This window comes from Thermus composti, from assembly GCF_014647535.1.
Classification (GTDB): Bacteria; Deinococcota; Deinococci; order Deinococcales; family Thermaceae; genus Thermus; species Thermus composti.
In genome coordinates this window covers 100,899-113,762 of the sequence record NZ_BMPJ01000004.1, presented here as the reverse complement: position 1 = coordinate 113,762, position 12,864 = coordinate 100,899, and the positions used below count along the sequence as shown (strand labels likewise).

18 protein-coding genes are annotated in these 12,864 nt (G+C 67.9%); 10 read left to right on the top strand and 8 right to left on the bottom strand.

What is annotated here, in order from left to right:
* Positions 1-22: 22 nt before the first annotated feature.
* Genes IEX93_RS02740 through glmM form a run of 3 tightly spaced genes read right to left on the bottom strand, consistent with a single transcriptional unit; the run spans position 23 to position 2,041 of the window.
* A complete protein-coding gene (locus IEX93_RS02740; RefSeq protein WP_188846212.1) occupies positions 23-463 on the bottom strand; it encodes an acyl-CoA thioesterase in 441 nt (146 codons plus the stop codon).
* On the bottom strand, positions 442-729 hold the full coding sequence (locus IEX93_RS02735; protein WP_188846210.1) for a ribosome-binding factor A: 288 nt from the start codon (positions 727-729) through the stop codon (positions 442-444). Before IEX93_RS02735 ends, IEX93_RS02740 begins: the two co-directional genes overlap by 22 nt.
* A gap of 4 nt (positions 730-733) precedes the next feature.
* Positions 734-2,041 carry a phosphoglucosamine mutase gene (glmM, locus tag IEX93_RS02730; protein ID WP_188846208.1) on the bottom strand — a complete coding sequence of 436 codons (1,308 nt, stop codon included), beginning with the start codon at positions 2,039-2,041 and terminating at the stop codon, positions 734-736.
* Positions 2,042-2,112: 71 nt separating this feature from the next.
* On the opposite strand from glmM, the gene IEX93_RS02725 reads away from it, so the two are divergent.
* Entirely contained in the window at positions 2,113-2,745 is a 633-nt protein-coding gene (locus IEX93_RS02725) for an AzlC family ABC transporter permease (protein WP_188846223.1), read from the top strand.
* Positions 2,742-3,002: an AzlD domain-containing protein gene (locus IEX93_RS02720; protein WP_188846206.1), complete on the top strand. Its 261-nt coding sequence runs from the start codon at positions 2,742-2,744 to the stop codon at positions 3,000-3,002. The genes IEX93_RS02725 and IEX93_RS02720 overlap by 4 nt, the downstream gene beginning before the upstream one ends.
* Here IEX93_RS02720 and polA read toward each other — a convergent pair.
* Genes polA through aroE form a run of 5 tightly spaced genes read right to left on the bottom strand, consistent with a single transcriptional unit; the run spans position 2,999 to position 7,568 of the window.
* On the bottom strand, positions 2,999-5,503 hold the full coding sequence (gene polA / locus IEX93_RS02715) for a DNA polymerase I (RefSeq protein WP_188846204.1): 2,505 nt from the start codon (positions 5,501-5,503) through the stop codon (positions 2,999-3,001). The two genes, IEX93_RS02720 and polA, sit on opposite strands and share 4 nt — an antisense overlap.
* A 1-nt stretch (position 5,504) precedes the next feature.
* Positions 5,505-6,080 (bottom strand): IMPACT family protein, encoded by a 576-nt coding sequence (locus tag IEX93_RS02710; RefSeq protein WP_188846202.1) that lies wholly within the window; start codon positions 6,078-6,080, stop codon positions 5,505-5,507.
* Entirely contained in the window at positions 6,077-6,514 is a 438-nt protein-coding gene (locus tag IEX93_RS02705) for a type II toxin-antitoxin system VapC family toxin (protein ID WP_188846200.1), read from the bottom strand. Before IEX93_RS02705 ends, IEX93_RS02710 begins: the two co-directional genes overlap by 4 nt.
* Positions 6,492-6,767 (bottom strand): hypothetical protein, encoded by a 276-nt coding sequence (locus IEX93_RS02700; RefSeq protein ID WP_188846198.1) that lies wholly within the window; start codon positions 6,765-6,767, stop codon positions 6,492-6,494. Before IEX93_RS02700 ends, IEX93_RS02705 begins: the two co-directional genes overlap by 23 nt.
* A gap of 9 nt (positions 6,768-6,776) precedes the next feature.
* Positions 6,777-7,568: a shikimate dehydrogenase gene (gene aroE / locus IEX93_RS02695; RefSeq protein ID WP_188846196.1), complete on the bottom strand. Its 792-nt coding sequence runs from the start codon at positions 7,566-7,568 to the stop codon at positions 6,777-6,779.
* 62 nt (positions 7,569-7,630) lie between these two features.
* Between aroE and IEX93_RS02690 the strand changes: the two genes are divergently transcribed.
* The 8 genes from IEX93_RS02690 to IEX93_RS02655 all read left to right on the top strand — a co-directional run bounded on the left by IEX93_RS02690 (position 7,631) and on the right by IEX93_RS02655 (position 12,862).
* A complete protein-coding gene (locus IEX93_RS02690) occupies positions 7,631-8,890 on the top strand; it encodes an NfeD family protein (protein WP_188846193.1) in 1,260 nt (419 codons plus the stop codon).
* A gap of 2 nt (positions 8,891-8,892) precedes the next feature.
* Positions 8,893-9,870 (top strand): flotillin-like protein FloA, encoded by a 978-nt coding sequence (floA, locus tag IEX93_RS02685; protein WP_188846191.1) that lies wholly within the window; start codon positions 8,893-8,895, stop codon positions 9,868-9,870.
* On the top strand, positions 9,867-10,253 hold the full coding sequence (locus tag IEX93_RS02680) for a hypothetical protein (RefSeq protein ID WP_188846189.1): 387 nt from the start codon (positions 9,867-9,869) through the stop codon (positions 10,251-10,253). Before floA ends, IEX93_RS02680 begins: the two co-directional genes overlap by 4 nt.
* Positions 10,217-11,233, top strand: a complete 1,017-nt coding sequence (locus IEX93_RS02675; RefSeq protein WP_188846187.1) for a PhoH family protein — start codon at positions 10,217-10,219, stop codon at positions 11,231-11,233. Before IEX93_RS02680 ends, IEX93_RS02675 begins: the two co-directional genes overlap by 37 nt.
* Positions 11,190-11,609: an rRNA maturation RNase YbeY gene (ybeY, locus tag IEX93_RS02670; RefSeq protein ID WP_188846185.1), complete on the top strand. Its 420-nt coding sequence runs from the start codon at positions 11,190-11,192 to the stop codon at positions 11,607-11,609. Before IEX93_RS02675 ends, ybeY begins: the two co-directional genes overlap by 44 nt.
* Entirely contained in the window at positions 11,564-11,962 is a 399-nt protein-coding gene (locus IEX93_RS02665) for a diacylglycerol kinase (RefSeq protein WP_188846178.1), read from the top strand. The genes ybeY and IEX93_RS02665 overlap by 46 nt, the downstream gene beginning before the upstream one ends.
* A 4-nt stretch (positions 11,963-11,966) precedes the next feature.
* A complete protein-coding gene (locus IEX93_RS02660; protein ID WP_188846177.1) occupies positions 11,967-12,329 on the top strand; it encodes a hypothetical protein in 363 nt (120 codons plus the stop codon).
* A gap of 62 nt (positions 12,330-12,391) precedes the next feature.
* Entirely contained in the window at positions 12,392-12,862 is a 471-nt protein-coding gene (locus tag IEX93_RS02655; RefSeq protein WP_188846175.1) for a GreA/GreB family elongation factor, read from the top strand.
* Positions 12,863-12,864: the final 2 nt, after the last annotated feature.

Below are 12,864 nucleotides of genomic sequence, written 5' to 3'. Positions count from 1 at the left end.
GTATTTACCCAAGCCCCCTTCTTTATTGGCGTGTCAATGGATATGCGGGTGAATATCCGAAAGGGGGGCCTGAGTATACCTTAGAAAGGAGCCGGTAGAGGTCCTCCGGGATCCGCGCCGCCCGGCTTCCCACCTGGCAGAGGTGGCGGGTGAAGCCTTCCGCCAAAAGGGCCCCTTCCCGCTCCACCCGGTAGGCGAAGCGGAGGTCCCTTGGGGAGAGGCCCGAAAGGCGCGCGCGCACCTCGAGGACGTCCCCGAAGCGGGCCGGGGCGCGGAAGGTGAGGCCGAGCTCCACCACGGGGAAGTAGACCCCTCTCGCCTCCACCTGGGCGTAGGGGAGGCCGATGGCCTCCAGGAACTCCACCCGCGCCGCCTCCAGGTAGACGGCATAAACGGAGTGGTGGACCACCCCCATCTGGTCGGTCTCGGCGTAGCGGACCTTTAGGCGGATAACGCTCTCCACGGCAGGAACTCCAACCGGGGCAGGTGGCGCAGGCGCACCCTCTGGGCCAGGGCGGCCAGAAGCCGCCTGCGGGCCTGGGCGAGGGCCCTTAGGGCCTCCTCCTCCCCGGCGAAGGCCTCCACGTAGACGGAAAGCACCCGCCCGTCCGGGGAGAGGCGCACCGCCTCCACGGTGAGGAGGAAGAGCCTGGGGTCCTCGAGGCCCTGGATGGCCTCGGCCAGGACCCGCCGAAGGCGCGCTTCCAGGTGGGCCTTCCCGTGCCCCATGCCCCTAGCTTACCCCCTGGTCCAGCTCCTTGACCAGGGCAGCCAGGGCCTGGGCCACCTCCTCCGCCCCCTCTTCCGCCTCCACCATGACCCGCACCACGGGCTCGGTCCCCGAGGGGCGGACGTTCACCCGGCCCCTTCCCCTTAGGCGGGCCTCGGCCTCGCGGACGGCCTCCCCAAGCCTCGGGTCCGCCATCACCTTGGCCTTGTCGGAAACCCGTACGTTGAGGAGGACCTGGGGGTAGAGGGGAAGCGCCTCGTACCAGTGGGCGAGGTCCCCCCCTAAGGCCTTCAAGGCCTTGAGGGTGAGGAGGGCGGTGAGGAGGCCGTCCCCCGTGGTGTGGTGGCGGCGGAAGATCACGTGCCCGGAAGGCTCCCCGCCCAAGGCCAGGTCCTTTTCCTTGAGCATCTCCAGCACGTACCGGTCCCCCACCGCCGCCCGGTGGAAGGCGAGGCCCCTCGCCCTTAAGGCCACCTCGAGGCCCATGTTGCTCATCACCGTGCCCACCACGCCCTTTTCCCCGTAGGCCAAGGCGGTGAGGTAGAGAATGTGGTCTCCGTGGAAGAGGCGCCCCTTGCGGTCTATGAACTGCACCCGGTCCCCGTCCCCGTCAAAGGCGATGCCCAGGTCCAGCCCGAGCTCCACCACGAAACGGGCCAGGGCCTCGGGGTGGGTGGAGCCGCAGGCCCGGTTGATGTTCCGGCCGTCTGGGGTGTTGAAGAAGGCCATGACCTCGGCCCCCGCCTTCTGGAAGAGCTTGGGGCCCACCCGGTAGGTGGCCCCGTGGGCCAAATCCAGGCCGATCCTAAGGCCGGAAAGGTCCGGGGCGTGGGCCAGGAGGAAGTCCAGGTACATCCTTTCGGCCTCCCGGAAGTCCCCCACGGTGCCGATGCCCCGGGTGGGGTGGGCCTCCTCGAGGAGGGCCTCTATGGCCTCCTCGGCCTCGTCGGGAAGCTTCTCCCCTGTGGGGCCGAAGAACTTGATGCCGTTGTCCTGGTAGGGGTTGTGGCTGGCGGAGATCATGGCCCCCGCCGTGGCCTTGAGGGCCTTGGTGAGGTGGGCCACCCCGGGGGTAGGCAAAACCCCCAGGTGCTCCACCCGCACCCCCTGGCTCATAAGCCCCGCCGCCAAGGCCGCTTCCAGGAGGTCCGAGGACTCCCGGGTGTCCTTGGCGATGAGGACCACGGGCCTTTCCTCCTGGGCCCGGAAGTAGGCCCCCGCCGCCTGGCCGAGCTTCAGGACGAACTCCGGGGTCAGGGGAGGCTTCCCCGCCTCTCCCCGCACCCCGTCGGTGCCGAAGTAGCGCCTCATCCGGCCCACTATACCCCACCCTCTTTATAATCCCCTCTATGGCCACCTTTCCCTCGCCCACGCCAAGCCCCCTGCGCCAGGGGCTCCTCGCCGCCTGGCCCGTGGCCTTGGGGTACTTTCCCGTGGCCGTGGCCTTCGGCATGGCTGGGGTCGGCGCAGGGCTTGCTCCTTGGGCCGTGCAGCTCCTTTCCCTTCTGGTCTTCGCCGGAGCTAGCCAGTTCGCCTTCCTCGGCCTCCTGGCGGAAGGCGCCTCGCCATGGCTCGCCGCAGGGGTGGCCCTTCTCCTCAACCTGCGCCACGCCTTTTACGGGCCCGCCCTAAGGCCATACCTGGCGGGCCATCCCCTCCTGGCCTTCTTCCTCACCGACGAGGTCTTCGCCGTGGCCTTAAAGTCCCTTCCCGGCCTGCCCCAAGCCGCCCGCACGGGGTTTTTCCTGGGCCTGGGCCTCGGCGCCTACCTAGCCTGGAACCTGGGCACCTCTTTGGGCGCCTTCGGCGCCGCGCAGCTCCAGGAGCTTCCCGGGGTGGGGGAGGGCCTTTCCTTCGCCCTGCCAGCCCTCTTTTTGCTCCTCGCCCTCCCTCATTTGCGAAACCCGGTGGCCCTGGGTGCCGGGCTTTTGGCCTTCGCCCTTCACCTCCTGGGCCAGACCGCCTGGGGGCTTGTCCTGGCGGGCGTCTTGGGCTTCTTGTGGAGGCGGCCATGATCCCCATCCTGGTTCTGGCCCTGGGGACCTTTCTCCTCCGCTACCTGCCTTGGCGAGGGGAAAGAGGCCCTTCCCCGGGCCAGGCGGGGCCCGCCTTGGTGGTGGCCCTCTTCTTGGTTTCCGCCTTCGCGCCGCCCCCTTCTTGGTTGTGGGCCAAGACCCTGGCCGCCCTTTGCGTGGTCTTCCTTGCCTGGAGGCTTTCCCGCCACCTGGGGCTTAGCGTCCTCCTCGGGATGGCGGCCTACGCCCTCTTCTAGCCCTTGGCGGAAAGCCAGTCCTCCCCGATGCCCACCTCCACCTCCAGGGGCACGGCGAGGGGATAGGCCCCCTCCATGACCTCCTTGGCCAGGGCCGCCGCCTCCTCCGCCCGCTCCTTGGGCGCCTCGAGAAGGAGCTCGTCGTGGACCTGGAGGAGCATCCTCGCCCCCACCTCGGGAAGCCTAGGGAAGAGCCTCACCATAGCGAGCTTCATCAGGTCGGCGGCGGTGCCCTGCACGGGCATGTTAAAGGCCATGCGCTCCGCCGCCTCCCGGACGCTCTTCACCCGGGCGTTCAGGTCGGGCACGTAGCGCCTGCGGCCGAAAAGGGTCTCCACGTAGCCCCTTTGCCGCCCCTCCTCCAGGGTCCTTTCAATCCAGGCCCGCACCTTGGGGTAGCTTTGGAAGTAGCGTTCAATGAAGGCCACGGCCTCCTCGTAGGGGATGGCAAGCTCCTGGGAAAGCCGGTGGGCCGACATCCCGTAAAGGACGCCGAAGTTGATGGTCTTGGCCGCCCGGCGCATCCGGGGGTCCACGGCCTCGAGGGGCACGCCGAACATCCAGCTGGCCGTCTGGGCGTGGATGTCCTTCCCCTCCTGGAAGACCCTTATCAGGTTCTCGTCCCCCGAGAGGTGGGCGAGGACCCGAAGCTCAATCTGGCTATAGTCCAAGGCCACCAGGAGAAAGCCCTCCTCGGCCACGAAGGCCTTGCGGATCCTCTGGCCTAGGGGGGTGCGGATGGGGATGTTCTGCAGGTTGGGGTCGGAGCTACTAAGCCTCCCCGTGGCCGTGGCCGTCTGGTTGAAGCGGGTGTGGAGCCTTCCCGTCCTGGGGTGGACCAAGGCGGGGAGGGGGTCTATGTAGGTGCTTTTCAGCTTGGCGAGCTCCCGGTACTGGAGGATCCGCTCCACGATGGGGTGGGCCTCCCTCAAAGCCTCCAGCACGGCGGCGCTGGTGGAGCGCTTGCCCGTCTTCTCCGTCTTGCCGATGGCGGGAAGCTTAAGCTCGTCAAAGAGAACCCTTTCCAGCTGGTCCCGGGAGTTCAGGTTGAAGGGGTGGCCCGCCAGGCGGTAGACCTCCTCCTCAAGCCGCTTAAGCTCCGCCTCCACCTCCAGGGAAAGGGCCTTCAGGTAGGCCACGTCCAGCCTTACCCCGGTGGCCTCCATGTGGGCCAGGACCCGGGAGAGGGGCTTTTCCACCTCTTGGTAGAGCCAAAGGAGCTTTTCCTCTCCCTTGAGGCGTTCCAAGAGGTTTTGTTGGAGCCGCTCGGCGAGGAGGGCCCGGTGGGCGGCGTCCTCCGTCCACTCCCCCCCGTAGCGCCGGGCCACCCCTTCCGGGGTGGTGTTGGAGGGGTCCAGGAGGTAGGCGAGGAGCATGGGGTCGTCCCGTGGGGCGAGGTCCAGCCCCTCGCGAAGGGCCAAGACGGCCAGGTCCTTGGCGAGAAGCCCCCGGACCTCCCCTAGGTCCCTAAGGCCCCCCATGGGGTCTTCCGCCCGGTGCACCCGGCCCTCTTTGGCGGCGGCCAGGGCCCGAAGCTCCGCCCACATGGGCTCGGGGCGGGAGAGGACGAAGCCCACGAAGGCCCCTTCCGGCGGGGGCCAGGGGGCCTCCTCCAGGGGGGCGGGGGCCTCGAGGAGGCCAAACTCGTGGAGGAGGCTTCCGAACTCCAGCCTCTCCAAAAAGGCCTTCAGGGCCTCCCGGTCAGGCTCGCCCCGCTTGGCGAAGTCCACCTCCAGGGGGAGGTCGGTGCGCACCCGGGAAAGCTCCAGGGAGAGCCTGAGGTCCTCCAGGTGGGCCCGGATCTTCTCCCGGACGCTTTCCGGCTTCACCCGGTCCAGGTTCTTGAGAAGGTTTTCCAGGCTTCCCCACTCCTTGAGGAGCTTGAGGGCGGTTTTTTCCCCGATGCCCTTGACCCCCGGGAGGTTGTCGGAGGGGTCCCCCACGAGGGCGCGGAAGTCCACCCACTGCTCGGGCTTCAGGCCGTACCTCTCCCAAAGCCACTCCGGGGTGATGAGGTGGCCCTCGGGGTGGAGGACGGCGACGCGGTCGGAGACGAGCTGGAAAAGGTCCCGGTCGGCGGTGAGGATCCGCACCTCGTAACCCTCCCCTTCCGCCTTCTTGGCTAGGGTGGCCAGGACGTCGTCCGCCTCATAGCCGGGCACCTCGAGGCGCTTTAGCCCCAAGAGGTCCACCAGTTCCTTGATGAGGGCAAGCTGCCGGGGGAAGTCCTCGGGGGTGGGGGCGCGGCCCGCCTTGTAGCCCTCGTAGGCCTCGTGGCGGAAGGAGGGGGCCTTGGCGTCAAAGACCACGATGACGGCCTTGTACCCATCCTCCTTCAGGGCCTTAAGAAGGCTCTTGGCGAAGCCGTAGACCGCCTGCACCGGCTCCCCGCGGCTTGTGGTGAGGCCCTTCAGAGCGAAGAAGGTGCGGTAGGCCAGGTGATGGCCGTCCACCAAAAGGACCCGGCCTTTGGGTTCAAAGAGCGGAAGCATCGCCTCCATGCTACTCCAGGGCGACCTGGCCCCGGGTGGCATCCAGGAGCGCCTGGAGAAAGCCTTCCCACTCGGACTCGGGGAGCTTGAGGGCGAAGCGCACGCCCTCCGGGGTGTAGGTCTCCTCGGCCTTTAGGGCGCGGGCCTCCAGGAGGGCGTAGACCCGGCCCACCTCGGCGAAGGGCACGAGGAAGGCGAGCGCCACTCGCTCCACCAAGGGGACCTTGGGCGCCCGCCTCAAGGCCTCCGCCGCCACCCCCCCATAGGCCCGCACGAGCCCCCCCGCCCCCAGCTTCACCCCGCCGAAGTAGCGCACCACCAGGACCGCTACCCGGTCCAGCCCCTGGGCCTCTATGGCGTGGAGGACGGGTTTGCCGGCGGTGCCCGAGGGCTCCCCGTCGTCGGAAAAGCGGTAGAGGGAGCCTATCTTGTAGGCGTAGACGTTGTGGGTGGCCTCTTCTTCCCGGTTTTTCTCAAGAAAATCCAGGGCCTCCGCCTCGGAGGCCACGGGGGCCGCCTTGGCGATGAAGCGGCTTTTCCGGATCACCTCCTCGTGGATCACCAAGCCCGCCAGGGTGAGGCTCACAGGTCCTCCGCAAGCGCCCGGGCCCGGGAAAATCCCAAGGCTCTTAACCCCTGCACCAAACGGCCATCCGCCGTCCAGAACTCGGCCCCTTCCGCCTCCGCCAGAGCCACATAAAAAGCATCGTAGGCCCGCACCTGACCCAGCCTGGCCGCCCAGCGCAAAGCGGATAGGGCCAAGTCCTCATCCCGGGTGTAGACCCAAGGAAGCTTTAGGATGAGATACAAAGATCGCTCCGCCGCCTCCTGGGTCAAGGCACCGTGAAACGCCGCTCGCCGTAGCGCCGAGGCCACCTCAGAGGCAAAGAGCCGAGGGACAAGAAGAAGCCGCTCCTCTTGGATTGCCCGTTGCAAAAGCCCTTGCGCTTTAGCGCGCAAAGGGTGCCCCGTAACTGCGACCACGGCCACGGAGGCGTCAAGCACCCAGGCGCTCGTCATGGGCTTGACGGTCCTCCTCCAGGAAATCCCGCCCCTCGACGGCCTCCTCCCCTAGAAGACGAAGGGCCTCGAGGACCTCCTGGTACGCCTCCTTGGGGCGCGCCTCCTCCCTAAGCCCCCGGGTCACCAGCTCCCGCAGCACTTCCTGAGCGCTCACCGGACGCCCCCGGGCCAGGCGGAGCCTCCAGGCCAAGCGCTTAACCTTGGCCCACTCGGCTTCCTCCAGCACCACCTGTACCCGGCGAAACCTCATGGGTTCATTTTATTCCCCCAAAGCCTCGAGGGCCGCCCGCTCCATCCCCTCGGGGTCGGGGAGAAGGCCCGTCCAGATGCGGAAGGCCAAGGCCCCCTGCCAGGCCAGCATGGGAAGCCCGGTCTGCACCTTAAGGCCCCTGGCCTGGGCCTCCTTTAGGAAGCGGGTCCAAAGGGGCTTGTAGACCAGGTCCACCGCCGCCCCCTCCTGAGGGAAGAGTTCTGGGGGCAAGGGCGTGGCCTGGGGGTCTTCCAGGCCCACCCGGGTGGCGTTCACCAGGAGCCTGGCCTCCCGCGCCTTTTCCAAGGGGACGGCCTCCAGGCCGAAGGCCTCCGCCAGGGCGCGGGCCTTTTCTGGGGTGCGGTTCCAGACCCAGACCTCGAGGCCCGCTTCCTTCAGGGCGAAGGCCACCGCCCGCCCCGCACCCCCCGCCCCAAGGACGAGGGCGGGGCCCTTTAGGGGAATCCCCCCCGCCTTTAAGGCCTCCAAAAAACCCGGGGCGTCGGTGTTGAAGCCAAGAAGCCTCCCCTCCACGTTGAGCACGGTGTTCACCGCCCCGATCCTTTGGGCCTCGGGGGAGACCCAGTCCAAAAGCCCCAGGGCCGCCTCCTTCAAGGGCAGGGTGAGGTTCACCCCCCTATAGCCCTCCCGCACCGCCTCTAGCCGCCCGGGAAGCGCCTCCAAGGGCGTGTCCAGGGCCTCGTAAACCCCCTTAAGCCCCAGGCTTTCCAGGGCGAAGCGGTGCATGGCCGGGGAGAGGGAGTGGGCCACGGGGTGGCCCAGCACGGCGAAGCGCAGCATCCCCTTAAGGATAGCGCGGCTTGGGGTACACTTCTTCCCGGGGGGCCTATAGAATAAGGGCGGTGAAAAGGCTCTGGGTTCTGGTCTTCCTCCTTCCCCTGGCCCTGGGGAAGACCTACCTCATCCCCATAGAAGGAGAGATTGACCCCGCCTTGGCGGTTTTCGTGGAGAAGGCCCTAACCCGGGCCGAAAGGGAAGGGGCGAGCGGCGTGGCCTTCCTCATAGACACCCCGGGGGGGCGGGTGGACGCCGCCATCCGCATCGCCGACCGGATCCTCCAGACCCCCCTCCCCACCCTGGCCGTGGTGCAAAACGCCTTCTCCGCCGGGGCCCTCATCGCCCTCTCCTGCCGCCAGATCGCCATGCTCCCGGGCTCGGAGATCGGGGCCGCCCTCCCCGTGGTGGCCCTGCCCTTCCAGGAGCCTCAGGCCGCGGACCAAAAGGTGATCTCCGCCCTCAAGGGCAAGTTCCGGGCGGTGGCCGAGGCCCGGGGCAGGCCCGTGGAGCTGGCCGAGGCCATGGTGGACCCGAGCCTCGAGGTCCCGGGGCTTTCCGCCAAAGGGGAGCCCCTCACCCTCTCGGCGGACAAGGCGGTGGAGCTCAAGGTGGCGGACTTCAAGGCGGGGAGCCTGGGGGAAGCCTTGAGGCAGGCGGGCCTGAGCCCCGAGACCGAGCGCCTCACCCCCGGCCCCAGGGTCCAGGTGGCCCGCTTCCTCACGAGCTCCGCCGTGGCGGGGATCCTCCTCGCCTTGGGCCTTCTCCTCCTTTTGGTGGAGCTTTTCACCCCGGGGTTTGGGGTGGCGGGGGCTCTGGGGCTTCTCTTCCTCGCCCTCTACTTCGCCGGGGGGTGGCTTGCGGGGCTTTCCGGGGCCTTTGAGCTCCTCCTCTTCTTCCTGGGGGTGGGGCTCCTCCTGGCCGAGGCCTTCCTCTTCCCGGGCTTCGGCATCGCCGGGGCCTTGGGGGTGGGGGCCATCCTGGCCTCCGTCTACTTCACCTTCGGGGAAAACGCCCTCATGGTCCTGGCCATCGCGGTGATCGCCTTGGGCCTGGGCCTTGTCCTGGTCTTCCGCTACCTGCCTAGGACCCGGCCCGCAAGGGCCCTCGTCCTGGAAAGCGCCATCGCCGAGCACGCCACGGAGGAGGCGGTGGAGGTGGGGGCCATCGGCACCGCCCTCACCGACCTAAGGCCCGGGGGCGTGGCCCAGTTTGGGGCCAAGCGGGTGGACGTGGTGGCCCACCGGGGCTTCATCCCCAAGGGCACCGCCATCCGGGTGGTGGAGGTGCGGGGGCCCACGGTGCTGGTGGAACCTTTGGAGGAATAGCTATGGAAGGACTCGGTGTACTCTTTCTGGCCCTTTTGGTCCTCGTCTTCGTCTTCCTCTTCTTCAGCTTCATCCCCGTAGGCCTTTGGATCTCCGCCTGGGCGGCTGGGGTTAGGGTTCCCCTCCTCACCCTGGTGGCCATGCGGCTAAGGCGCGTTCCCCCGGCCAAGATCATCTACCCCCTCATCAAGGCCACCAAGGCGGGGCTGGACGTGCGGCTGGACCGCCTCGAGGCCCACTACCTGGCCGGGGGCAACGTGGATCGGGTGGTGGACGCCCTCATCGCCGCCGACAAGGCGGGGATCAAGCTCACCTTTGACCGGGCGGCGGCCATTGACCTGGCGGGGCGGGACGTCCTGGAGGCGGTGCGGGTGAGCGTGAACCCCAAGGTGATCCAGACCCCCATGGTGGCCGCGGTGGCCAAGGACGGGATCCAGCTCCTCGCCACCGCCAGGGTCACGGTGCGGGCCAATATTGACCGCCTGGTGGGCGGGGCCGGGGAGGAGACCATCATCGCCCGGGTGGGGGAAGGGATCGTCACCACCATCGGCAGCGCTAACTCCCACAAGGAGGTCCTGGAGAACCCGGACCGCATCTCCAAGACCGTTTTGGAAAAGGGCCTAGACGCCGGCACCGCCTTTGAGATCCTCTCCGTGGACATCGCCGACGTGGACGTGGGCAAGAACATCGGGGCCCAGCTCCAGATTGACCAGGCGGAGGCCGACAAGAAGATCGCCCAGGCCAAGGCGGAGGAGCGCCGGGCCATGGCGGTGGCCGCCGAGCAAGAAAACCGGGCCCTGGTGGAGGCCATGCGGGCCAAGCTGGTGGAGGCCCAGGCCCAGGTGCCCCTGGCCCTGGCCGAGGCCTTGAAGAAGGGGAACCTGGGGGTGATGGACTACTACCGCCTCAAGAACATCGAGGCGGACACCGACATGCGGGAGTCCATCAGCCGCGCGGCCAAGCCCGAGGGTGAGGAATGAGCTTAGACGACCTTTTGGGCCTCCTCTTCCTTCTCTTCTTCATCGTCCTCCCCGCCCTCCAGGGCCTGAGGCGCCCTCCCGCCACACCCCCCGGCTTCCCCGAGGACTTGCCCATGCCCGAGCCCGCTCCCAAACCCCGGGCCAAGCCCCGGCCCAAACCCAAGCCGCAACCCGTCCTCCCCCCAACCTCCCCCCCTAAGGAAGGGGAGAGCCTGGAAAGACCCGTGGCCCCGGAACGGAAGCCCTTGGAGGTCCGCTTCCGCGAGGAGAAGGAGGAAGGGGCACCAAAGCCCAAGAGGAAGCGCCTCCTCACCACCGACCGGGAAAGCCTTCTCAAGGGGGTGATATGGCACGAAATCCTGAAGAGGCCCAAAGGGTTCTAATCCCCCTAAAACCCGAGGAAACCCTGGCCTTTTTGGGCCAGGCGGACAAAAACCTAAAGAAGCTCCGGGCCCTTTTCCGCGAGGCCTTCGGGGACCGGTTAAAGCTCGTGGTCCGCGGGGAGCAGGTGGAGCTTTCCGGCGACCTCGAGGCGGTGAAGGTGGCGGAAAGCGTGGTGCGGGACCTCCTCGCCCTCCTCCGCCAGGGGGCGGAGCTGGACGAGCCCACCTTGGAACAGGCGGTGGCCCTGGCCCAGGAGGGGGAGGGCCTTTACCAGGCCACCACCCCCGAGACGGAGCTCGCCCTCCCGGGCCGCCTCCGCCCCAAGACCCCGGGGCAAAGGCGCTACGTGGAGGCCATCGCCCAGCACGACATCACCTTCGGCATCGGCCCCGCCGGCACGGGCAAGACCTACCTGGCGGTGGCCATGGCGGTGAGCCACCTAAGGGCCCGCAAGGTGAAGCGCATCGTCCTCACCCGCCCGGCGGTGGAGGCGGGGGAGAAGCTGGGCTTTCTGCCGGGGGACATCCAGGCCAAGGTGGACCCCTACTTAAGGCCCCTCTACGACGCCCTCTTTGACATGATTGACGCCGAGCGCTTTGAGCAGTACCTGCAGTCGGGGATCATTGAGGTGGCCCCCTTGGCCTTCATGCGAGGCCGCACCCTGAACGATGCCTTCATCATCCTGGACGAGGCCCAGAACACCACCCCGGAGCAGATGAAGATGTTCCTGACCCGCATGGGCTTCTCCTCCAAGATGGTGATCACCGGCGACGTCACCCAGATTGACCTGCCCAAGCACCAGCGGTCGGGGCTGGTGGAGGCCACCCGTATCCTCAAGGGCATAGAGGGCATCGCCTTCATCTACTTCAAGGAGTCGGACGTGGTGCGCCACCCCCTGGTGGCCCGGATCATCAAGGCCTACGAGGAGGCGGAGCGTGGTGGAGGTGGTGGTCAACAAACGCCCCCCCAAGGGGCTTAGGCCCCGGCTCCGCCGGGCCCTCTCCCGGCTCATGGAGGAGCTCGGCGTGGGGGACAAGGAGGTGACGGTGATCCTCACCGGGGACCGCCGCCTCCGGGCCCTCAAGCGAGCGTGGTGGGGGGAGGACGAGGCCACGGACGTCCTCTCCTTCCCCCATTACGAGCCCGGGGACCCCTTCGTGCCCCCCCACCTGGGGGACATCTGGATCAGCCTGGACACGGCGAGGAGGCAGGCCGAGGCCCGGGGGGCCTCCCTGGAGGAAGAGGTCCTGGTCCTGGCGGCCCATGGCCTTTGGCACCTTTTGGGCCACGACCACCAGAAGGAGGAGGATTGGGAAGGCTTCCGCCGCGTCCAAGAGAGGATCCTCGCCCTCTAAAGGGGGTCTTGCGCTCCTTCGGCTACGCCTTTGAGGGCCTCGCCTACGCCTGGCGGGTGCAGCGGAACTTCCGCATTGAGGTCCTCTTGGGGCTTTTGGCGGTGGGGCTCGCCCTTTGGCTCGGGGTGGACCCCCTGCCCGTCCTGCTCCTAGCGGGCCTCGTCCTTTCCCTAGAGCTTTTGAACACCGCCCTCGAGGCCCTCACCGACCTCATCACCCCCGTCTACCACCCCCTGGCCAAGCGGGCCAAGGACACCGCGGCGGCGGCGGTCCTCCTGGCGAGCCTGGTGGCCCTGGGGGTGGGAGCCTGGCTTTTTCTCCCCCCCCTCCTCGCCCGGCTTGGACTAAGCTAGGGGTATGGAACACGAGGAGCGGGAGTTAATCCTGGAGCTTTTTCCAGGAACCTCCCCTGAACTCCTCCCCCTGGGGGAGATCCTCTACTACCGGGACGAGGAGGGGCGGGTGGTGATCCTGGAAAAAGGCCCCCCGGAGCTCCGCCTGGAGCTGGAACCCCTACCGGGGACCGCCCAAAGGCCCCAGGTGTGCGAGGCCTGCCACCGCCACCTCTCGGGAAGCGCCCTAGGCTTCTTCCGCCATGCGGTGGGGGGAAAGCGGGAGCACCTCCGCTACCTGGTCCTCTGCCTGGACACCCAAAGCTGTGCAAGCCACGCCCCGCCCCGGCGTTTGAGGGAAATCCTCCTTCGGGGTATACTCACCTGAGAATGGGGCCACGGGGCCGGGAGGTCGGCAAAGGCCGGCCTCCATGACTTACGAGGTGGGTTATGGCGCGCGAGGTGAAGCTAACCAAGGCCGGCTACGAAAGGCTCATGAAGCAGCTAGAGCAGGAGCGGGAACGCCTCCAGGAGGCCACCAAGATCCTGCAGGAGCTCATGGAGTCCTCCGACGACTACGACGACTCGGGCCTCGAGGCGGCCAAGCAGGAGAAGGCCCGGATTGAGGCCCGGATTGACGCCCTGGAGGATGCCCTCTCCCGGGCGGTGATCATCGAGGGCCCGGGGGGCGAGGTGATCGGGCTCGGCTCGGTGGTGGAGCTGGAAGACCCCCTGAGCGGGGAGCACCTTTTGGTCCAGGTGGTCTCCCCCGCCGAGGCCAGCGTCCTGGAAACCCCCATGAAGATCTCCGACGCCTCCCCCATGGGCAAGGCCCTCCTGGGCCACCGGGTGGGGGACGTCCTCACCCTAGAGACCCCCAAGGGCAAGCGGGAGTACCGGGTGGTGGCCATCCGCGGCTAGGA